Below are 20,014 nucleotides of genomic sequence, written 5' to 3' on the forward strand. Positions count from 1 at the left end.
GCTTTTTGTTAAGGTATCAATTGCTATTTTTGCTGTGGCTGACATCGCAGGGAATCGTAAATTCAAAAACCGTTCCACCCGCCGGATTCTCGCGATACTTTAAACTGCCACCATGAAACTCTATCGCAGTCCGACAAATATTCAAACCCATACCCATACCAGTCGCTTTGGTTGAGAAGAAAGGTGAGAATAATTTTTCGGCTATGTCGGAGGCGATGCCGTGTCCCTGATCTATCACTTGAATTAAGACTAGCTGTGGATATTTGGGATTGTTGTCCGCACTCAAATGCGCATGGATTTGTAATTGGCGCTGCGGGTAGGCGACCTCTTGCATGGCTTCCATCGCATTCCGAGTCAGATTTAATAGAACTTGTTCTATCAAGACTTTATCGGCAAAGACATCTGGTAAGTCTGGATCAATTTGATAATGCACGTGAATATGGGCATTGTGGGCTTGCAGCTCGATCAAAGGCATGACGCTTTGTAGCAGGGCATTAATGCTCAACGGCGCGCGGCTGGCTTCGCGTTTTTTGACGAATTCATGCACGCTGCGAATGACTTGGGCTGCGCGTTGTGCCTGTTGTTTGGCTTTTTCTAAAGCCTCGCTTAAAGTCTGCCTCAGGTTTTTGGGAATTGCGTTTTGCGTGGTGTGCGATGGAGCTATTGCATCGTCTTCTTGCTGCAACATATTTAAAGCGCCCGTGGTATAGCTAGAAATCGCTGCCAAGGGTTGATTCAATTCATGCGCCAGCATGGACGCCATTTCGCCCATGGTCGCCAGCCTGGCATTTGCGTGCAGTTTTTCTTCCTGCTGCCGGGTCAATTCTTGAGCGCGTTTTAATTCAGACACATCGAGAATAGAACTCATCCAACCCGTTTGTTGACCGTGCTCGTCCACTAAAGGCGATTCATAGATCAATACTGGAAAACGTTCGCCATTGGCGCGTTGATAAATGATTTCGAAACCTTCGGGCTGCACGGTACCTGTCAAAATCTGCGCAAATCGGGTTTCATATTCGGCTCTTTCTTCGGGTGCCCAATACGGCATAGGTGGTAATCTGCCGACTAGTTCTTCCGCTGGAAAACCTATCATTTTGCAGAAAGAAGGATTGACATAGGTCAGGCGTCCTTCCATATCGCGCGCTCTTAAACCCGTGATAAGTGAGTTTTCCATCGCAGCACGAAAGGCCGCTTCTTTGCGTAGGGCGCCTTCTGCTTGCAGGCGGCGATGAATATCGCGCCATAAGGCAATCAAGCTCCAGACCAAGCCCAGCGATAATAAAACGACTGAAAGTACCAGTAAATTCGCTAATAATTTGGGGGCGCTCTTGGTGCTATTGGTGTGTAAGGTCAGCGTCAGTTGTGGTAACTCCAACGCCCGGTTGTGTGTGTAGATATTTTTTCCCGGTCCGCCTGCAACACGTTTGGCTAAGATTCTTTCGTCGCTGTCTAAAAGCGTGATGGCATTTTCCTGAGCAAACCACCACGGCACGGCCTCATCGAGTAAAGTTTGCAAACGATAACTGACCGTTATGCTCGCCAGATAAACTTGGTCGCGGAAAAGCGGAAAGCGGCACAGTACTATGCCCGCCTTTTGTGCGTGTTTCATGCACGAAGGTTTTTGAATTTTTTGCGTAAATAATGCGCTGGCCAAAATGGCTTGCCGGATCAATTCCCGATTATCGGATTGTGCTGAACCCTGCGTGTTATCTAAGGCACTGTCACTGTTAGCTGCGATCAATTTGTTCTGGCTATCCCACAACATCAAATCTTGAATTTCATGATTATTGTTGGTGTAGAGGCGCAGACGATCAATGAGTGCCTCATGATTGATTTTGTTATGTACAAAATCTTCACTCAATGCCACCAAACTCTCTTCATTGCGTTTTAATTGAAATTGGATTGCTTGTTCCACCCATAAAGTGTCAGCGATCAATTGTTCTTGTCGCTCGTTCGCTTCCATGCGTTGCGCTTGCCAAGGGAGCCAGATCAAAACCGCCAAAAATAGCAGTACCAACAGGATGGGCAGCATCCAGGGCAGAGCGACAGAAAAGGCGCGGGTAGGAGCGGGTTTTGTGGTCATGACAAAAGTGTAGCTGAAGTGCTGCGGCTAAAGTATCTGGTCATGATTTTGTGTAATTCAGGCGACATTGTGGTTAACCACAGTTGTACATTTGCGCTGGAGAAGCTAATAATGTTTGTACAATTTTAAAACCAGGAGACTTTAATGAAATCCCATTCTATTCAACAATCCGTTCTTCAACCGAAACGACGTAGTGTGTTGGCAGTCATCGCTGCGCTATCGACCGTTACACTAGCCCTGGGCATGAGTAGTCATGCCTTGGCGCAAAACCCTATCATTATCAAGTTTAGTCATGTAGTTGCCAATGACACACCTAAAGGCAAAGCGGCAGAGCGTTTTAAAGAATTAGCAGAAAAGGCGACCAAAGGCCGGGTCAAAGTCGAGTTGTATCCAAATAGTACTTTGTATAAAGATAAGGAAGAGCTGGAAGCATTACAACTGGGCGCAGTGCAAATGCTGGCACCGTCCTTAGCGAAATTTGGTCCGCTCGGCGTAAAAGAGTTTGAAGTCTTCGATCTGCCGTTTATTTTTCAGAATCGCGACGTCTTACATCGTGTCACGGAAGGACCCGTCGGCGCTAGCTTGATGGCAAAATTAGAGCCGAAAGGAATTACAGGGCTGGCATTTTGGGACAATGGTTTTAAAGTCATGTCATCTAATGTCCCCATGCGTGTACCGGCTGATTTGAAAGGTAAAAAATTACGCATACAGTCATCCAAAGTATTGGATGCACAGATGCGTGCTATGGGCGCAAATCCTCAAGTGATGGCCTTCTCCGAGGTTTATCAGGCATTGCAGACGGGCGTGGTCGATGGTACAGAAAATCCACCGTCTAACTTGTACACACAAAAAATGCATGAGGTACAAAAACACGTGACAGTGACCAATCACGGCTATTTAGGCTATGCCGTCATTGTGAATAAGAAATTTTGGGATGGACTGCCAGCCGATATCCGCGCCGAACTCAACACGGCGATGAAATCTGCCACCCAATATGCGAATGCTATCGCGCAGCTTGAAAATGATACGGCTTTAGAAGCGGTAAAGAAATCGGGCAAAACCACGGTCTATAATTTGACTGACAAAGAACGTGCCGAATGGGCGAAAGTATTGGTGCCGGTCCAGCGTGAAATGGAAGGCCGTATCGGTAAAGAACTGATACAAAGCGTCAATAAAGAAGCACAGGCTTTGGGATTTAAATAAAGTCACTCTCTCGCTTCATCGATCAATCTGAATGCAGCCTGTCTGAAATTTCATTCAGATTGATCTTCCCCACAAAACACCTTCTCATTTTTCTTACAGGGAGCTAGCATGAAATTGCTTGATCACTTGGAAGAGTATTTGATCGCCTTCCTGATGGCTATGGCGACGATCATTACTTTTGTTGCGGTACTGCATCGCTACTTATCGGGCTTTGATATTCCCGTGGTACAGGATGCCTTAATTAAATTGAATACCAGTTGGGCACAAGAGCTGACGATTTATTTATTCGTCTGGATGGCAAAATTTGGCGCTGCTTATGGCGTGCGTTCTGGTATTCATGTCGGTGTTGATGTGCTGGTCAATCGCTTGAGTGACAAGAATAAGAAGTTGTTTGTCTTGATTAGCTTGGGCGCGGGGGCTTTATTTACCGGCATTATCGGCACTCTGGGTGCGAACTTCGTTTACGGCATGGCGCAAACTGATCAAACTTCCGCCGACATGGAAATTCCTATGTGGTGGGTGTATCTGGCGATTCCTTTGGGCTCGTATCTGATGTCTTTCCGCTTCTTACAAGTAGCATGGAATTTTATCAAAACGGGTGAGTTACCCAAGCATGACCACGCTCACGTCGAAGGCTTGGAAGAAGAGGTGAAAGCATGAACGCACTGATTATTTTCACCTTACTGCTCCTGTTAATGATGACGGGGATGCCGATCTCGATTGCGCTTGGTCTAACCGTATTGACCTTCTTATTTACCATGACCACGGTGCCGATTGAATCGGTGGCTCTAAAACTGTTCACCGGTATTGAGAAGTTTGAAATCATGGCGATTCCTTTCTTCATTCTGGCGGGGAATTTTCTAACCCATGGCGGGGTCGCACGCCGCATGATTAATTTTGCCGTATCTATGGTAGGGCATTGGCATGGCGGTTTGGCGTTGGCGGGCGTGTTGGCGTGTGCCTTGTTTGCAGCGGTATCTGGCTCTTCTCCTGCAACGGTGGTGGCGATAGGCTCGATTATTTTGCCTGCGATGGTCAAGCAAGGCTATCCCAAGGGGTTTGGAGCTGGTGTGATTACCACATCCGGTGCTTTGGGCATTTTGATTCCGCCTTCGATTGTGATGGTGATGTATTCCGTATCGACCAATACCTCGGTGGGTAAGTTATTTATGGCAGGTGTGATTCCTGGCTTACTACTCGCGTTCTTCTTGGGATTAACGACTTGGTATTTGGCACGCAAGCATAACTATCCACGCATGAAAAAAGCCACTTGGACTGAACGTCTTGTTGCATTTAGAAAAAGCGCATGGGGCTTGTCCTTGATCGTGATTGTCATGGGCGGGATCTATTCCGGCATGTTCACACCGACAGAAGCAGCGGCAGTGGCAGCGGTCTACGCTTTTATCATCGCTGTGTTTGTGTACAAAGACATGAGCCTGAAAATGGTACCTAAGGTCTTGATAGACTCAGCCGCGATGTCTGCGATGCTGTTATACATCATCACTAATGCAGTTCTGTTTTCATTCCTGATGACCAGTGAAAATATCCCTCAAGCGATGGCAGGCTGGATACTTGATAGCGGCTTTGGCGTAATTAGTTTTTTATTGGTAGTCAACATTCTTTTGCTATTGGCCGGCAATGTGATGGAGCCTTCTTCTATCGTACTGATCATGGCACCGATTTTGTTTCCGGTAGCGATGAAGTTAGGTATTGATCCAGTCCATTTTGGCATCATCATGGTGGTGAATATGGAAGTCGGAATGTGTCATCCACCTGTAGGTTTAAATCTGTATGTGGCTTCTGGCATTACTAAAATGGGGATTACAGAATTAACTATTGCCGTCTTGCCGTGGCTATGTACTATGCTAGGGTTTTTATTATTGGTGACTTATGTCCCTATCATATCGACCTGGCTGCCGGATTTGATCTATAACTAAACGCGATCAAATTGATTTAAGGACTAGAATTTAAATTCGAAAAATGCCGCAAATCTGTCAGGAGTTGCGGCATTTTTTTATGTTGCTCTGAGCGCGTGTAGGCCTAAAATTTCTCTATGGAATGCCTCATGTTTCCTCGTGGAAAATTGACGACCTTAATTAACTAAATTATTTAGTCAAAACGTCAAAAAAAGACAAATTGAACTAACACATTTTTTTTAAACGTTGCGATCTTTCTCTGCTGCAGAAGCACAAATGCAACAAAGCTTTTTATATATCGAGTTGTCGATATTCTTGTCATAAAAGCCGTGCTATATTTCGCACACCTTAGATTTTTGCTGATGAATTGTGTCGCAATAATCAATAAGTCCAGAATACGGAAGTGCAATAATAGCGCTCTTCAGAGCGCAGTCAAAAAGGGGGGGAGATTCGCGTTTCAAGATAAGCTGAGTCCTGTTCTAAGAGACTAAACAGCCCGAACGTGAAAAATTTTAGAAGGCGCATCCACTGGATGCGCCTTTTTTCTTGCACGGTTACAATCACGTAAAACATTTTGAATGGACATGTGATGGCTACCCCAGAATCAAACTTAGAGTCCGCAATCTTTGCCGCTATCGTGCCAGCACCATTTGGTTATATTGGCGTACGTACTGAGAAAAAATCGGAACAAAATACAGAGTTAACACAGATCACCGAACTGATTTATTTACCGCCACGTTTCCAAGAAAAAGCGCCGGCAGATGCTGCAGCCGAATTGGCCGCGCAACAAATTGAGCGTTACTTTGCCGATCCTGACTTTCTGTTTAGCTTGCCTTTAAAAACCATAGGGTCGCCATTTCAACAAAAAGTCTGGCAAGCGATTTCCAGTATCCCTCGTGGCGAAGTCAGAACTTACGGGCAAATTGCCAAGCACATACAATCCGCGCCACGTGCGGTAGGGCAAGCTTGCGGTGCGAATTGGTATCCTTTAGTCATTCCCTGCCATCGCGTGACGGCATCGGGTGGCTTGGGTGGCTTTGCTCATCATGATGATGAGACAGGTTTTCATTTGGGCATTAAGCGTTATTTATTACGCCTGGAACGCGTGCCAGAGTATAGTAAGTTGGAATCTATTCAACAGCAGGAGTCTATGTGGTAAAGGCGGTGTCAAAAAAGATCGTGAAGCGCGCGGACGAATCAGGTGCGATTGCCGCGAAAAAGACCAAGGCGACAATTACGCCTTTAATAGAATTACCCGCACAAGTTCAGGCGCAAATAGATCAGTTTTGCGATAGCTTGTGGCTGGAGGATGGCTTAGCTAAAAATTCCTTAGATGCTTATCGACGTGATTTGCGTTTGTTTGCTGAATGGTTGTATGGCACCACTCAAAAGCATCTCTTGCAAGTAACGGAAGTTGATATTTTTTCCTATGTGGCGGCAAAGCATGGCAGCTCAAAAGCCACCTCGGCTAACCGTAGGATGACAGTCTTGAAGCGCTATTACCAGCAAGCTTTCCGCCAAAATCAGATCGCAATCAATCCCTGTACTAAGCTTAAATCTGCCAAGCAGGCAGATCGCCTCCCCAAAACGCTAAGCGAAGAACAAGTCGAGTCCTTATTGCAAGCACCCGATGATCAAACCCCCTTGGGTTTGCGTGACCGCACCATGTTAGAGCTGCTGTACGCTTGCGGTTTGCGCGTGACTGAATTAGTCTCACTCAAATCCTTTGAAGTCAGTCTGAATGATGGTGTCTTGCGCGTGACAGGCAAGGGCAGTAAAACTCGTTTGGTACCCTTCGGCGAAGTCGCCCGCATGTGGTTGCAACGCTATTTAAGTGAAGGCCGGCCTGCGATTTTGAATGGACAGATAGACGACGCCTTATTCGTCACCGCACGCGGTGGCGCAATGACAAGGCAAATGTTCTGGGTCGTCATCAAAAAATGCGCAGCGACCGCAGGCATCACTTCACCCTTGTCACCGCACACATTACGGCATGCCTTCGCCACCCATCTGTTAAATCACGGCGCAGATTTGCGCGTAGTGCAATTGCTGCTGGGACATGCGGATATCTCGACGACGCAAATTTACACCCACGTAGCGCGCGAACGTTTGAAGCAACTGCATGCGCAGCATCATCCGCGAGGGTGAATATAAACGTCGGTTTTTTTTGTTACGGTTTTGTCTTCAAAAACGACTCAGCGTGGACAGTTAAATTAAACCTTATTCTTTAGTTTCGCTTTGGTGGACAGTGTGAGTTTGGATCAGCATAGACTAATCCAGAAAAATGACATTGCGCCCGACCATGTCAAAAATCACTGCGTATTTTTTTAAGAAATCTAGTCCAAGCACAATGTCGTAACCATCGTTACTTTTCTTTGATCTCGTATCCTTAACTAAAAAATTAGTCTGCTTGATCTTTTGATTTTCAATACTTGCAGAGTCAACATAAGTTGATACTGCCTGAATTTGTCCTCCCACACCTGATATCCATTCGACATTCTGATTCGATTCAAAATTAATAGGGATACCGATTAATTTTGCTGCTTGAAATGTCATCGTAGAATGCGACGCTGCCGTGTCAATGATTGCAATGAATTCTTTTTGCTTGATGCTTAATTTAAATTTTGGACGTATATCATCTTCGGACGACACTTGAAATTTTGTAGAAAATCGTGCTTTTTTATCTTGGATGTAAGAAATCATGGGACATGTTTTATTGTTGATGATTTCAATTTTCGCGTTTTTTATATCGATCATCAGCGAACTTCTCAGTAAATGATCTACGCCAAATACTTGATCAAAATATGGTTTAAAGCCAATTTGATTGACAATGAAAAAATAAACTTTTTTATCTGAGCCACCAGGAAATTCAAATGTGTCCGCTTTAGTAATAGACGTACTTGATTCTCCTGCCGCACCTATGGTTTTTCGTTCTAAAGGCACTACGAATAGAGAAAACTTTTGGGAAGCGCTGGGTAAAAGCATAGTCCAAGATGAACCAGTATCCATCAACATTATGCTTTCTAACCCATTTATTTTCCCTTTTAAAGTGGGCAACGGGTGGCCTTGTTCATAGTTAATGCGGAATGACTGAGTTGATAACGGGGGGCATTTATCAAATGAGAAGGCTAAATTTGAGTTTGTGCAAAAACAAATAAATGCAATTAATAGACTACTTTTCATGTTCGCTTTCATTAAAGACATTAGATGTTCTCTTTTGGTATTAATATGTTTAATTTTTAATATGTTTAGAAGAGCATGTATTAAATCAACAGGCTCTCTATAAATTACAAATTATGGTATTTTAGGACAAGACGCCGTGAGACTTATGCCTGGATAATTAACAGTTATAGCGGCGTTGAGAGTCGTTTCAGTGCTTGGCGTCATAATTTTCGTGCCGCCACCACCTGTTACCGATGTTGCACTGCTTGAAACCGTTACGTTCACGTCTCGAAGCCCTTCTTTTGACGCTAAATCACATTGAAATTTGGCATCATATGCATTCTTTTCCATCGGGGTCATTTTGGTTGCAGAGATAGTTATTTCCTGAGGTCCCCCATCATCATAAAAATATGTTTCCCAGCCGGTAACATCCCCTAAGGCATTTACTATTGGACGTGTTCCCTCCTTAATTGCACCACCAGCTACAGCCATTAACTCATCATTTGAAATAATGCGCATTTTATGTTGCTCCTATACATGGTTAAGTTTGACCCTTCGATCCTATACAGAAGGATTTTGCTGCCCCCGTCCTAGGTGTCGACCACCTGTGTACGGTCTTTCGGCAAACGGATGTGTCTTGTTCACCCGTGTTGCGCGAATCTCTATTTGTTTGATTTTTTGTGTGCGCCCGCTAAGTCGAGTCTTGTTAATCACTTCCAAATACGGTGGCGGTTAGCTACCTCTGCTCCTAGCTTAGTTAGGCAAAAATGTTGCCAATAAATTGAATTTTAAAGAAGATTATTATTAATTAAATTAAGAAAAATATGTAATTAAAAATACATTTTATTGTTTTTAATTTTAATAATTTCCAAATATTTTCTTGTTTTCTCATCATTTAGGTTTACTTAAATTTGTGTGCAAAGACTTTAATTTCCTACAGCAATAGATATACTTTGCCTTCAAGTAATTTATTACTTGGACTATTCTTGTGAAGTAAAAAGGAAATGAAAGGAATGAATTCCTTGGCAAAAAAAGAACACGTTTCAGAAACCCCAGCGACGCAATTGCTGCGCAAGCGGGGGGCGGTATTTACCGAACATCCTTATGCCTATGAAGAGCATGGTGGTACCGCCGTGTCGGCGCGTGAGTTGGGTGTGGAAGAGCATGCGGTCGTTAAAACTTTGATTATGCAGGACGAACATGCCAAGCCTTTGGTGGTGTTAATGCATGGCGATAAAACCGTTTCGACCAAGAATCTGGCGCGGCAGATAGGTTGTAAGGCCGTCGAGCCTTGCAAGCCCGAAGTGGCGCAGCGACATTCGGGTTATATGATAGGTGGAACTTCTCCGTTTGGAACTAAGAAAGCTATGCCAGTCTATGTAGAAGCGAGTGTGTTGGAACTGGAGAAAATTTATTTGAATGGGGGGAGGCGCGGGTATTTGATCGGTATCGCTCCCGCACTGCTGATGGATATTTTGATAGCGAAGCCAGTACATTGTGCTTTATAGTAGCGTGCTTTAGCTCCTGTTGATTGGAAGTGTTACAGCAGCTGTATTGTTGAGAAATAATAAAAAATAAATTCAAAAAGGATGGATGAGGATGGATGCATTGATTGCAGTTGGTGCAGTGTTGGCCGCGTATTTAATTGGTTCTGTATCGTTTGCGGTGGTGGTGAGTCGTTTGTTCGGTTTGTCTGATCCACGGACTTATGGCTCTAAAAATCCGGGCGCAACGAATGTTCTGCGTAGTGGAAATAAAGCTGCTGCGGCTTTGACTTTACTAGGTGATGGTTTTAAAGGTTGGCTGGCGGTATGGCTGGCTTTGTTTTTTCAAGATAAGTTTCAATTCGGAAGTGGCACGATAGCCGCAGTCATTTTGGCGGTATTTCTTGGACATCTTTGGCCTGTGTTTTTTAAATTTGTGGGCGGCAAAGGCGTCGCGACAGCCCTAGGCATCTTATTGGCGGTCAATGTCTGGTTAGGTCTGGGCACATTGGTGACTTGGTTGGTGGTTGCTTATGCTTTCCGTTATTCTTCTTTGGCGGCATTGATTGCTTCTTTATTTGCACCGTTTTACTACGCACTGTTGTTTGGTGCTGATTTGAATTTGTTGGCGATTGCGATTATGAGCGGTTTATTGATTTATCGTCATGGTCAAAATATCGCTAACTTGATGAACGGTAAAGAGAGTCGTATTGGTAGCAAGAAAAAATAGTTCAGTCTGCTTAATGGTAAAGAAAAAGGCCTCGTATCATAAGATTGATACGAGGCCTTTTTGCTTCATTGTGACGATTAGGCTGCCGCCAATTCATTCAAAGGCCAGCGCGGTCGCACATTGAAGCTATAGTTTTTCGTCGCTAATTCAGGATTATTCTTTAAGCGCATCGCACCGGCGAAAGCGATCATTGCACCATTATCTGTGCAAAATTCTAGTTCTGGGTAATACACTTGAAATCGTTTTTTGGGATTGGACGAGTTGGCTGCGGCGTTAAGTGCTGCTCGCAATTGTTGATTGGCTCCGACGCCACCAGCGATCACTAATCGTTTTAATCCGGTTTGTTTCATCGCAGTCAGACATTTAGCAAGCAGTACCTCAATAATTGCATCAACAAAACCGCGCGCGACATTGGCTTTGTCACTGTCATTTAATGCTTGAGGATATTTTTTGACAGCGGTGAGCACGGCCGTTTTTAAACCAGAAAAGCTGAAATTTAAATCTTTGGAATGCAGCATGGGGCGCGGAAATAGGTGTATCGCCGGATCACCTGCTGTCGCAAGTTTGGAAATCGCAGGGCCGCCAGGATAATCAAGTCCTAATAATTTGGCTGATTTATCGAATGCCTCGCCTGCCGCATCATCCAGCGTTTCGCCCAATAATTCATAGCGACCCACGCCATCAACTCGCATTAATTGCGTATGTCCGCCGGAGACCAGTAAAGCGATAAAGGGAAATTCTGGCGGCTGACTTGCCAATAGCGGTGAGAGTAAATGGCCTTCCAGGTGATGTATGCCTATGATGGGTTTGTCCAATGCTAAACCTAAGCCGCAGGCTACGGAGGCACCGACTAAAAGCGCGCCAGCCAAACCTGGACCTTGGGTGTAGGCGATGGCATCAATCGAGGTTTTATTGATTTGTGCTCTCTCTAAGGCTTCACTCAGCAGCGGTAGGGCACGACGTACATGATCACGCGATGCCAACTCGGGTACGACGCCGCCATATTCTTGATGCATGGCGATTTGTGAGTGTAGGGCGTGTGACAACAAGCCGCGCTCGGTATCGTAGAGTGCAATACCGGTTTCATCGCAGGAGGATTCAATGCCGAGAACGATCATGCTTGAGCTTTTTATTTAATTTATGATAATAGAGCAAAATGACTTAAAGACGAGTCATTGAAGAGGGCGACATTATAAGCGATTACGAATGCGGCAAAAATCAAACTAACTTGGAAGTTCCCAGCCAGTTTTGCAATGCTGCACCATACAAGGGCTTGCTGGCAAAATAGCCTTGCATGGCGTCGCATCCCAGATCTATCAAAGTGTCACGTTCAGCCTGCGTTTCTATGCCTTCGGCGATCACATGTAAATTGAGCCCATGCCCCATTTCTATGATGGTTTTGACCAGACGTTGAGTGGACGATAATTGATCAATGTTGATCACGAAGCTGCGATCAATTTTCAATTCCGTGACCGGTAATTGTTGCAGATAGGCGAGCGATGAATGACCAGTGCCAAAGTCGTCAATCGATAAACCAATGCCAGTATCGCGCAGGCTACGCAGCAAGGGGATGGCGCTACTCGGGTCTTCCATAATACCGCTCTCTGTGAGTTCTAGTTTCAAACGGCTTGGATGAACTTGATGTTGTTGTAGCAGTTTGCTGACTCTTTCGGGAAAGTGTTGATCGCGCAGATCATTGGTGCTGACATTGACTGCGATACTTAGTTCTGGATAAGTCGTTTGCCAGTTCGCTAGGGTTTGTACCGCTTCTTGCAGCATCCATTCGGTGACATGGCTGATATAGCCAGTGCGTTCTGCAAATGGCACAAATTCTATCGGTGAGATGAAACCACGCTGGGGATGTTGCCAACGTACCAGTGCTTCAAATCCGTAGCAATTCATGTCGCTCAAGCGAACTTTGGGCTGTAACCACATTTGTAATTCATGATTGACTAAAGCCGAGCGCAAATCGGATAGCAGGCTGAGATGACTTAAGCGTGAGGCTTCTTGTGCATCGGAGTACCAGGCGCTGATTTGGGTATTGGCTTTTGCGGCATACAAAGCAACTTCGGCATTGCGTATCAAACTATTGAGATTTTGGGTTTCAGCGTTCGCTAAAGCGATACCGTATACCATGCTGACATCGACGCTATGGCTGCCGCTGAGGGTATTGCTAATAATAGGCGTACTTAAGTGATGATTGAGATGGCTAATAATTTGCACGACTAATTCGGTAATCGTTTGCGTGCTTGTACTTGAACAAAGTAAGGCGAACTGCCCTCCCGAAAATTTTGCCAAATAGAGGCTGCCATCGGGATAGTCGCGCAGTGCTTGTTGCAGGCGATTGCTGGTTTCGACGATGACGTTATCACCTATGCCAAAGCCTAAAGTCTCGTTGACGATTTTTAGTCGGGCCACGTCCATCAAAATCATGGCCCGGTTGGAGAGGTCAGTGTGTGCGAAAGATTTTAAAAGTAGTGTGCGATTCGGTAAGTGACTAAGTTGATCGTAGTACGCCAGTTGTTCGATTTCCGCTTCGCGGGTGGCGATCGCATCGGACATGGTGTTGAGGGCGGTGCCTACTTGCGCAATTTCAGTAGCACGTGTCAGAGGTACTTTGCTGTCATAATTACCTGCGGCGATTTGTAAGGCGCTTTGTTCCAAATCATTGAGTGGCCGCACGACGCTGCTCTGGGTGATGAATGCCAGTCCTAGGCCGCACAGCACAGCAAGGACAGAGATGGCAATCACTTGTAATTTGAGCTGGTCAAGGTCTTTCTTTTCTTCCTCTTGACGCAGCATGATATTCCGTTTTTCCAAATCTAATAAAGCGTTGCTTTCAGTTAAAAAGGCCTGGCGTGCCGGTGCCACTTGGTCTTCAAAAACTTTTTTTGCACTATCGGGATTATCGAGTTCGATTTCATCAAATAAATTCAAATACGATTGACGGAATTCTTGATGGGTACTAGCCACTCTTTCCAGACAGGCCAGTTCGATTTCGTCTTTGGACTCATTGGTTAAGGCTAGAATCAATTCGTCTATGTGTTTTTTCTTGGCATCGACGGCGTCGTAGGCGGGCTTGCGTTTATCTTGCGTAGTGCTGAAAATTAAGACCAGCGCGCTGGTCGAGCCTTCGATATCCAAGGCAAGATTCTGCACTTGTAATAGTTTTTGTAAGTCTTCTCTGGCGAATTGTTGACTGCGTTGAGTGACGTGTTGCACTTGTGCCACGGTCTTGATAACAACCAGAATGAACAGACAAAGAATTAAGAGATAGCTGAGCGCTAAACGGTAGCTGATTCTGCGTGGCAGTATCCGTTCAATAGCGATGTGGTACGCTTCATTCATAAATTTCCAAAGTATGGTGTGAGCATCAGGTAAAAAATGGTGGACAGCTCAAACAATATCTTAGCCCTTTTTTAGATAATTTAGCTAAATATGGCATCTACTTAAAGTGAAATCTTGTTTCTCTATATTGAACGTTGTAAGTAGCGCTGAATCCTGGATCAGTGGCGCAACAGCGCTGCAAATTTGCATGGGTTTGAACTAAGTTTAGAGGAAGTTTGACTTTAATCTCTGGCTATCAGCTAAAATGAATTTCTTCAATCTACTACTGTCGGGAGTCTGTCTATGTTTTTAGATCACGCCAAAATCTCTGCCACCCATAGCGAAACTGAACCAGATCGCATCGAACGATTGAATCGTGTCTATGGATATGCCATCGCCTTGGCAGATGCCGATGGTAATACTGAATGCATTACTAAACTGGCAAAAATTCATGATCACAAAGGCACACTCATGGTGATCTGGCATGCAGCACCAACTGAATTTGAACGCATCTATTTTGTCAAAGCCTGGAAGAGCAAAATTGGCGATGAATCGACCTCGGTCGAACATGCATTGATGTTGTTAGATTCGAATACAGAATCTGCGGCGGGATAAAAAGCGTCCTTGCACGAATATCCTTGCGTAGTTTTGTAGTTTATGTAAAAAAAAGCGGCTGCATTCCAATAATAGAATGCAGCCGTTTTTTAATGCGAATGCGCCGTTGGTGGTATTAACCGAGATTTTCCAATAGGCGCGCCGAGGGCGCATTTCCGGTCATTTTTGTTGCTCTTCGTTGCCAATAGCTCGCTATTGGCGCCTCATTCTCACCAAAATTGCCTCGAAAAGTGCATCCCTCGTCATCTCAAATCCTAACGGAAAATTTCTGATTAACGCATTTTTAAATCTTCAAGCAATTCAGCAAACCCGGTCCAGCCGATTTCTATGCCTATACATAAAAGTATGAAGGCAGATAAACGCATTAACACCGTGGCACCTACTTCACCGAGGAAACTCTCGAGGTTACGTGCAAAACGGTAGGATAAATAGATCGCAAAGGTGGTGAGTAAAACACCGATGGTTGCAGCCAGACCAGTGATTAACCAATCCACAGGCTTGGCCGGCAATTGCGCACCCAAAGTAATTGAAGTGGCAATGGCACCTGGACCTACCGTCAATGGAAAGCTAAACGGAAAAAAACTGTGCTTGCGCAATTCTTCCTTGGTCCATTTGTCGGCAGATGCCGCGACAGAAGTTCTTAATTTATCTTGCCCCTGATCGTTCAATAATTTCCAACCAGCCATGCCCACGACGATGCCGCCGGCGACACGGACTATTGGTAAAGAAATTCCGAAGAAATCGAGCACATACGAACCAACAAAGACCGCACCCATCAGTAAGAAGAAGCAATTGAATGCAATACGCTTGGCCAGCCGGTTGGCCATGACTTGATCCATGGGACCTGTCATTGACAAGAAAATAGGCGCAACGGCGATAGGATTGAGTATCGGTAATAAAGTTACCGGTACCACGACGAGGGCTTTGATGAACACGGTTAGTGCAATACTCATTTTGCCTCCTGTAATAATTGAATCTTGTGATTATGCAATATTTGAACGGCTACGTCACAAACTAAATAGCGGTGTTTCAGATTTGCTCTGATGTGCCAAGGATTCACCTTGAGTCAAAGTGATTTGCGACTTATGTGACAATCGCTAACGATGTCATAAAACAGACATGCAACTGTCACAATCTTGAAGTATTCCCTCTTTATTCTGCTTGCTAAATGCATATAAGTTGAATAAAGGAGAACCCGCATGAGAGTGTTGACCATACCTGGCGATGCCAATCCCAGTTTTTCTAAATTGAGCCTGAGTCTTGCGGCTAGTAAGAAAGAAGTGAAAGAGGTACAGCGCTTACGTTACAAAGTCTTTATTGAGGCGATGGGGCTATCGGCATTAGCCAATCCCGACTGTTTGGATAAAGATGAATTTGACGATCATTGCGATCACTTGATCGTACGTGATACGAAAACCTTGAAAGTCGTTGGTACTTATCGAATTCTCGGACCGAATGCCGCGCGCCAAATGGGACGTTATTATTCTGAAGGCGAATTTGACTTATCGCGCTTGCAAAATATTCGCGGCAGTATTGCGGAGGCAGGTCGTGCTTGCATCCATCCCGATTATCGCAGTGGCGCGGTGATTATGTTGTTATGGGCGGGATTAGCTGCCTACATGCGTCGTGAACGTTGTGAATATTTGATCGGTTGCGCCAGCATCAGCCTGGCTGATGGTGGTCATAATGCGGCGGCCATTTATCGCAATTTTACGGCTAATGATTTTGCTCCACTCGATTACCGCGTGACGCCCCATTTGCCTTTTCCCTTAGAAAATATGGATGAAGGACATGAGGCGCGGATTCCGCCTTTGCTGCGTGGTTACTTGCGTGCCGGTGCATGGATTTGCGGCGAACCGGCCTGGGATCCTGATTTCCATAGCGCGGACTTGTTCGTGATGCTACCGCTGGCGAATCTGGACAACCGCTACGCCAAGCATTACGGTACCGAGGGAGCACCTGAATGAAACCTGCGGATCAGTTTCTAGAACATAAAATGCCTACACGTTTCAAAGTACCTAAAAGAGATGTGCGACGTTTTCGGACTATCTGGATTTCTGATCTGCATCTTGGTACTTCGGGTTGCCAAGCCAAACGCTTGCTGGAATTTTTGAAAGCGACTGATTCTGAGACTCTGTACTTGGTGGGTGACATTATCGATGGCTGGCAACTCAAGCGCCGCTGGTACTGGGATCAAACCCATAATAATGTAATCCAAACCGTATTAAAGAAAGCGAAGAAGGGCACCAATGTCATCTTCGTTCCAGGTAATCATGATGAGGCGGCGCGTCAATTTATCGAGCTAGATTTTGGTGGCATAAAAGTTCGCGATGAATTGATACACACCACAGCGGATGGCAAGCGCATGCTGGTTTTGCATGGTGATCGTTTTGATGGTGTGATTGCTTGTGCCAAGTGGTTGGCGTATTTGGGCGATAGTATGTACACCGTCATCCTGAAATTTAATCAAATATTCAATCACTGGCGAGCACGTGCGGGCTTACCCTATTGGTCATTATCGCAATATCTGAAACTCAAGGTAAAGAATGCAGTCAGTTACATCACGAAGTTCGAAGATGCTTTAGCCGACGAGGCGCGCAAGCGTGGTTTGGATGGTGTCATTTGCGGCCATATTCATAAACCAGAAATCCGTCAGATTGATGGCATTACCTATTGCAATGATGGTGATTGGGTTGAGAGTTTGTCGGCGTTGATTGAGGAAGCGGACGGTGGGTTAAGACTCGTTACCTGGCATGATGTGGTGCCTCAGCACGGTCGCCACGAACTAGCGGAGACGTTTGCGTTATCAACCTAAGCGATTTAAGACTTAATTACTAAGTCAGGCGACATAATCGCCTTCAAATACGTACGCAGACCTTCGCCATCGCGTTCTTTCTGCGTGATCCACCAAACATTGCCTTTGCGGACCGCACACTCGCTTTGTACGGGCGTGATGAGTTTGGCAGCGACTTCGCCTAAGCTAGGTTGATGTCCTATGAGTAGCACGGATTCACGCGAATGTGGCCAGTTCGCTGCATTGAGTAAATCATCGGCACTGGCAGCGGTATCTATTTCTGGTGTAATTTTGAACTTACGGTTCAGTTTGGCTAACGCCGCCATGGTTTCGCGTGTGCGTATCGCCGGACTGACTAAGATTCTGCAATTATCTGGTAAAACACTATCTAGCCATGAGGCCATTTTCTGCGCTTGTTTTTGACCTTTGGGCGTCAGGCGACGTAAGGCATCGGCCAACTCTTCGCTACCGGGTTCCGCTTCTGCGTGACGCCATAAAATCAGATCCATATCAGTTTTCTATTTAGTCGTCAGCTTCTGGCGATCCTAAAGTTTGCATGAGAAACTGTTGTGCGCTAAACGCCTTTTGTTTACCACGCGCTTTTTTACGCTCGTATTTTCCATTGGAATCTAAGGTCCAGGCATTCATATTGTCTTTCAGGTAGGGATCAAGCCCTTCGCTGATAATGCGTTTCTTTAGATGTTTTTCTAAAACCGGGAAGGCGACTTCAATGCGGCGGAATAAATTGCGACTCATCCAATCGGCACTGGCGAGATACACATCGTGTTCCAAATCATTGCGGAAATAATAGATGCGTGAATGCTCTAAGAAGCGACCTATGATGGAGCGCACTTTGATATTCTCGGACAAACCAGGTACGCCAGGGCGCAAGGTGCAGGCGCCGCGTACGATCAGATCAATCTTGACGCCATCCGCAGAGGCGGCATACAGTGCTCGAATAACCGATTCATCGACCAGAGCATTCATCTTGGCGATGATGCGGCCAGGACGGCCTTCACGAGCGATGCGTGCTTCATTTCGAATCGCTTTGATGATCTTAGGCTGTAAGAAAAAGGGCGCTAACCACAGATGTTCTAATTTTTTGGGTTTAGTTAAACCCGTTAAATGGATAAAGACTTCATTGACCTCCGCTGCCTTTTTAGGATGCGCGGTGAGTAAACCAAAATCGGTGTAAAAGCGTGTCGTCGATGGATGATAATTGCCGGTACCTAAATGTGCATAGTGACGCAGATGACCACCTTCTTCACGACGGATCACAAGTGCCAGTTTGGCATGCGTTTTGAGGCCAACCACACCATACACGACTTGTGCGCCCGCTCTTTGCAAACGATCGGCCCAGTTAATATTCGCTTCTTCATCAAAGCGCGCCATCAGTTCGACCACCACCGTCACTTCTTTACCCATGCGCGCCGCGGTGATCAGGGACTCCATTAAATCGGAATTCATTCCAGTGCGATAAATCGTTTGCTTAATCGCTAGCACATTCGGATCTAGCGATGCCGTGCGGATAAAGTCGATAACGGTTTGGAATGGCTGAAAAGGGTGGTGCAACAAGACGTCTTGCTTGTTCAATACATCAAAAATATTTTTCTGTGCCAGCTTAGGATCTGCTTTCGCGGTAAAAACGGGAAAGCGCAGATTGGCCTGATTAACGTGATCGATCAATTCAGATAAACGCACCATATTGACGGGGCCATCAACTGCATACAATCGGTCCTTGGTGAGTGAAAACTGCTCAAGTAAAAATTGCGATAAAGTTTCAGGACAATTTTTAGCGACTTCAAGACGAACTGCCATCCCAAACTGCCGGCCTTGCAGCTCACCTTGTAAAGCATGGCGCAAGTTTTTTACTTCGTCTTCATCTACCCACAAGTCACTATCGCGAGTGACACGGAATTGAGAATAGGCTAAGACTTCTCTATCGTTAAATAAGTCACCGATGTGGGCATGAATGACCGACGATAGCAGGCAGTATGCCTGTCCTTTTTCAGTCAATTCGTCAGGAATTTTTATGACGCGGGGTAATACGCGCGGTGCTTTTACAATCGCAATCGCGGTGCCGCGACCAAAGGCGTCTTTACCAGCTAAGGAGACAATGAAATTGAGACTCTTATTGACGACTTGTGGAAAAGGATGTGCTGGATCTAGACCGATAGGGGTTAGTAGCGGTCGTACTTCACGGTCAAAATAAGATTTGACCCAGGCTCTTTGCGTTTCGGTTCTGTCGTTATGTCTTAGTAAATGTATGCCCTTGCGTGACAAGGCAGGCAGGATGTCTTGATTTAATACTTGATATTGGCGGGTTTCGAGCTCGTGGCATTCTTTATCGATGCGATCCATCATGCTGGCAAAGGCGGCATGTTGTGCCAATTGCCCATCTATCGTGTTTTGCGCCAGCAGACTTGCGACGCGGACTTCAAAGAATTCATCGAGATTGCTGCCGACTATACACAAGTATTTCAAACGTTCTAACAAAGGAATGCTTTTATCTTCAGCCTGCGCCAATACTCGCCAATTAAACGCGATTTGTGACATCTCGCGGTCTAGATAAATCGCAGAGCGCGGCAAGCCCCAAGTTGCCATCAAAGCTGATTCACTGTCACTGCTTGGCTTGTTATGCATAGTCGTCGCTGTAGGAATCGGTGCCGCCGTGTTGTTTTGCTTGGTCGCGGCGTTTTC

18 protein-coding genes are annotated in these 20,014 nt (G+C 45.5%); 10 read left to right on the plus strand and 8 right to left on the minus strand.

Going from position 1 to position 20,014, the window contains the following annotated elements; genetic code table 11:
• Positions 1–16: 16 nt before the first annotated feature.
• Positions 17–2,083, minus strand: coding sequence for a two-component system sensor histidine kinase NtrB (locus AC1RR2_RS13055; RefSeq protein WP_493222700.1), 2,067 nt, complete (start codon positions 2,081–2,083; stop codon positions 17–19).
• A 243-nt stretch (positions 2,084–2,326) separates the two neighbouring features.
• On the opposite strand from AC1RR2_RS13055, the gene AC1RR2_RS13060 reads away from it, so the two are divergent.
• From AC1RR2_RS13060 to xerD, 5 genes are all read left to right on the plus strand, one after another.
• Positions 2,327–3,286 (plus strand): TRAP transporter substrate-binding protein, encoded by a 960-nt coding sequence (locus AC1RR2_RS13060; RefSeq protein ID WP_493222807.1) that lies wholly within the window; start codon positions 2,327–2,329, stop codon positions 3,284–3,286.
• A 108-nt stretch (positions 3,287–3,394) separates the two neighbouring features.
• Positions 3,395–3,946 (plus strand): TRAP transporter small permease, encoded by a 552-nt coding sequence (locus AC1RR2_RS13065; RefSeq protein WP_493222701.1) that lies wholly within the window; start codon positions 3,395–3,397, stop codon positions 3,944–3,946.
• Complete coding sequence (locus AC1RR2_RS13070; protein WP_493222702.1) at positions 3,943–5,223, plus strand: TRAP transporter large permease; 1,281 nt, start codon at positions 3,943–3,945, stop codon at positions 5,221–5,223. Before AC1RR2_RS13065 ends, AC1RR2_RS13070 begins: the two co-directional genes overlap by 4 nt.
• Positions 5,224–5,791: 568 nt before the next feature.
• Positions 5,792–6,361: a methylated-DNA--[protein]-cysteine S-methyltransferase gene (locus AC1RR2_RS13075; protein WP_493222703.1), complete on the plus strand. Its 570-nt coding sequence runs from the start codon at positions 5,792–5,794 to the stop codon at positions 6,359–6,361.
• Positions 6,362–6,435: 74 nt separating this feature from the next.
• On the plus strand, positions 6,436–7,350 hold the full coding sequence (gene xerD / locus AC1RR2_RS13080; RefSeq protein WP_493222808.1) for a site-specific tyrosine recombinase XerD: 915 nt from the start codon (positions 6,436–6,438) through the stop codon (positions 7,348–7,350).
• Positions 7,351–7,473: 123 nt separating this feature from the next.
• Here the strand turns inward: xerD and AC1RR2_RS13085 are convergent, their stop codons facing one another.
• Both AC1RR2_RS13085 and AC1RR2_RS13090 read right to left on the minus strand, forming a co-directional pair.
• Complete coding sequence (locus tag AC1RR2_RS13085) at positions 7,474–8,385, minus strand: aspartyl protease family protein (protein WP_493222704.1); 912 nt, start codon at positions 8,383–8,385, stop codon at positions 7,474–7,476.
• Between the two features lie 111 nt (positions 8,386–8,496).
• Positions 8,497–8,883, minus strand: coding sequence for a hypothetical protein (locus AC1RR2_RS13090; protein WP_493222705.1), 387 nt, complete (start codon positions 8,881–8,883; stop codon positions 8,497–8,499).
• Between the two features lie 485 nt (positions 8,884–9,368).
• Between AC1RR2_RS13090 and AC1RR2_RS13095 the strand changes: the two genes are divergently transcribed.
• Positions 9,369–9,872 carry an aminoacyl-tRNA deacylase gene (locus tag AC1RR2_RS13095; protein ID WP_493222706.1) on the plus strand — a complete coding sequence of 168 codons (504 nt, stop codon included), beginning with the start codon at positions 9,369–9,371 and terminating at the stop codon, positions 9,870–9,872.
• Positions 9,873–9,963: 91 nt separating this feature from the next.
• Positions 9,964–10,578 (plus strand): glycerol-3-phosphate 1-O-acyltransferase PlsY, encoded by a 615-nt coding sequence (gene plsY, locus AC1RR2_RS13100; protein ID WP_493222707.1) that lies wholly within the window; start codon positions 9,964–9,966, stop codon positions 10,576–10,578.
• A 77-nt stretch (positions 10,579–10,655) separates the two neighbouring features.
• Here plsY and tsaD read toward each other — a convergent pair whose 3' ends face one another.
• Both tsaD and AC1RR2_RS13110 read right to left on the minus strand, forming a co-directional pair.
• Complete coding sequence (gene tsaD / locus AC1RR2_RS13105; RefSeq protein WP_493222708.1) at positions 10,656–11,696, minus strand: tRNA (adenosine(37)-N6)-threonylcarbamoyltransferase complex transferase subunit TsaD; 1,041 nt, start codon at positions 11,694–11,696, stop codon at positions 10,656–10,658.
• Between the two features lie 100 nt (positions 11,697–11,796).
• Positions 11,797–13,926 carry a bifunctional diguanylate cyclase/phosphodiesterase gene (locus AC1RR2_RS13110; protein WP_493222709.1) on the minus strand — a complete coding sequence of 710 codons (2,130 nt, stop codon included), beginning with the start codon at positions 13,924–13,926 and terminating at the stop codon, positions 11,797–11,799.
• A gap of 282 nt (positions 13,927–14,208) precedes the next feature.
• On the opposite strand from AC1RR2_RS13110, the gene AC1RR2_RS13115 reads away from it, so the two are divergent.
• On the plus strand, positions 14,209–14,520 hold the full coding sequence (locus tag AC1RR2_RS13115) for a hypothetical protein (protein WP_493222710.1): 312 nt from the start codon (positions 14,209–14,211) through the stop codon (positions 14,518–14,520).
• Between the two features lie 272 nt (positions 14,521–14,792).
• Here the strand turns inward: AC1RR2_RS13115 and AC1RR2_RS13120 are convergent, their stop codons facing one another.
• On the minus strand, positions 14,793–15,473 hold the full coding sequence (locus tag AC1RR2_RS13120) for a MarC family protein (RefSeq protein ID WP_493222711.1): 681 nt from the start codon (positions 15,471–15,473) through the stop codon (positions 14,793–14,795).
• Between the two features lie 246 nt (positions 15,474–15,719).
• On the opposite strand from AC1RR2_RS13120, the gene AC1RR2_RS13125 reads away from it, so the two are divergent.
• Both AC1RR2_RS13125 and AC1RR2_RS13130 read left to right on the plus strand, forming a co-directional pair.
• Complete coding sequence (locus AC1RR2_RS13125) at positions 15,720–16,487, plus strand: GNAT family N-acetyltransferase (protein ID WP_493222712.1); 768 nt, start codon at positions 15,720–15,722, stop codon at positions 16,485–16,487.
• Positions 16,484–17,335 carry a UDP-2,3-diacylglucosamine diphosphatase gene (locus tag AC1RR2_RS13130; protein WP_493222713.1) on the plus strand — a complete coding sequence of 284 codons (852 nt, stop codon included), beginning with the start codon at positions 16,484–16,486 and terminating at the stop codon, positions 17,333–17,335. The genes AC1RR2_RS13125 and AC1RR2_RS13130 overlap by 4 nt, the downstream gene beginning before the upstream one ends.
• 5 nt (positions 17,336–17,340) lie before the next feature.
• Here the strand turns inward: AC1RR2_RS13130 and AC1RR2_RS13135 are convergent, their stop codons facing one another.
• Positions 17,341–17,823 carry a SixA phosphatase family protein gene (locus AC1RR2_RS13135; protein ID WP_493222714.1) on the minus strand — a complete coding sequence of 161 codons (483 nt, stop codon included), beginning with the start codon at positions 17,821–17,823 and terminating at the stop codon, positions 17,341–17,343.
• 13 nt (positions 17,824–17,836) lie between these two features.
• Positions 17,837–19,918 (minus strand): polyphosphate kinase 1, encoded by a 2,082-nt coding sequence (gene ppk1 / locus AC1RR2_RS13140; protein ID WP_493222809.1) that lies wholly within the window; start codon positions 19,916–19,918, stop codon positions 17,837–17,839.
• Positions 19,919–20,014 lie beyond the last annotated feature (96 nt).

The sequence above is a fragment of the Undibacterium sp. GW821-FHT11H02 genome (genome assembly GCF_058808015.1).

What these genes read in the sequence shown, in the direction of transcription:
- AC1RR2_RS13130 (WP_493222713.1), top strand. Translation starts at nt 16,484, where the DNA reads ATGAAACCTGCGGATCAGTTTCTAGAACATAAAATGCCTACACGTTTC.
- AC1RR2_RS13110 (WP_493222709.1), bottom strand. Translation starts at nt 13,926, where the DNA reads ATGAATGAAGCGTACCACATCGCTATTGAACGGATACTGCCACGCAGA.
- AC1RR2_RS13065 (WP_493222701.1), top strand. Translation starts at nt 3,395, where the DNA reads ATGAAATTGCTTGATCACTTGGAAGAGTATTTGATCGCCTTCCTGATG.
- AC1RR2_RS13075 (WP_493222703.1), top strand. Translation starts at nt 5,792, where the DNA reads ATGGCTACCCCAGAATCAAACTTAGAGTCCGCAATCTTTGCCGCTATC.
- tsaD (WP_493222708.1), bottom strand. Translation starts at nt 11,696, where the DNA reads ATGATCGTTCTCGGCATTGAATCCTCCTGCGATGAAACCGGTATTGCA.
- plsY (WP_493222707.1), top strand. Translation starts at nt 9,964, where the DNA reads ATGGATGCATTGATTGCAGTTGGTGCAGTGTTGGCCGCGTATTTAATT.
- AC1RR2_RS13135 (WP_493222714.1), bottom strand. Translation starts at nt 17,823, where the DNA reads ATGGATCTGATTTTATGGCGTCACGCAGAAGCGGAACCCGGTAGCGAA.
- AC1RR2_RS13095 (WP_493222706.1), top strand. Translation starts at nt 9,369, where the DNA reads ATGAAAGGAATGAATTCCTTGGCAAAAAAAGAACACGTTTCAGAAACC.
- AC1RR2_RS13125 (WP_493222712.1), top strand. Translation starts at nt 15,720, where the DNA reads ATGAGAGTGTTGACCATACCTGGCGATGCCAATCCCAGTTTTTCTAAA.
- AC1RR2_RS13055 (WP_493222700.1), bottom strand. Translation starts at nt 2,083, where the DNA reads ATGACCACAAAACCCGCTCCTACCCGCGCCTTTTCTGTCGCTCTGCCC.
- AC1RR2_RS13115 (WP_493222710.1), top strand. Translation starts at nt 14,209, where the DNA reads ATGTTTTTAGATCACGCCAAAATCTCTGCCACCCATAGCGAAACTGAA.
- AC1RR2_RS13070 (WP_493222702.1), top strand. Translation starts at nt 3,943, where the DNA reads ATGAACGCACTGATTATTTTCACCTTACTGCTCCTGTTAATGATGACG.
- ppk1 (WP_493222809.1), bottom strand. Translation starts at nt 19,918, where the DNA reads ATGGCAACTTGGGGCTTGCCGCGCTCTGCGATTTATCTAGACCGCGAG.
- AC1RR2_RS13085 (WP_493222704.1), bottom strand. Translation starts at nt 8,385, where the DNA reads ATGAAAAGTAGTCTATTAATTGCATTTATTTGTTTTTGCACAAACTCA.
- AC1RR2_RS13060 (WP_493222807.1), top strand. Translation starts at nt 2,327, where the DNA reads ATGAGTAGTCATGCCTTGGCGCAAAACCCTATCATTATCAAGTTTAGT.
- AC1RR2_RS13090 (WP_493222705.1), bottom strand. Translation starts at nt 8,883, where the DNA reads ATGCGCATTATTTCAAATGATGAGTTAATGGCTGTAGCTGGTGGTGCA.
- AC1RR2_RS13120 (WP_493222711.1), bottom strand. Translation starts at nt 15,473, where the DNA reads ATGAGTATTGCACTAACCGTGTTCATCAAAGCCCTCGTCGTGGTACCG.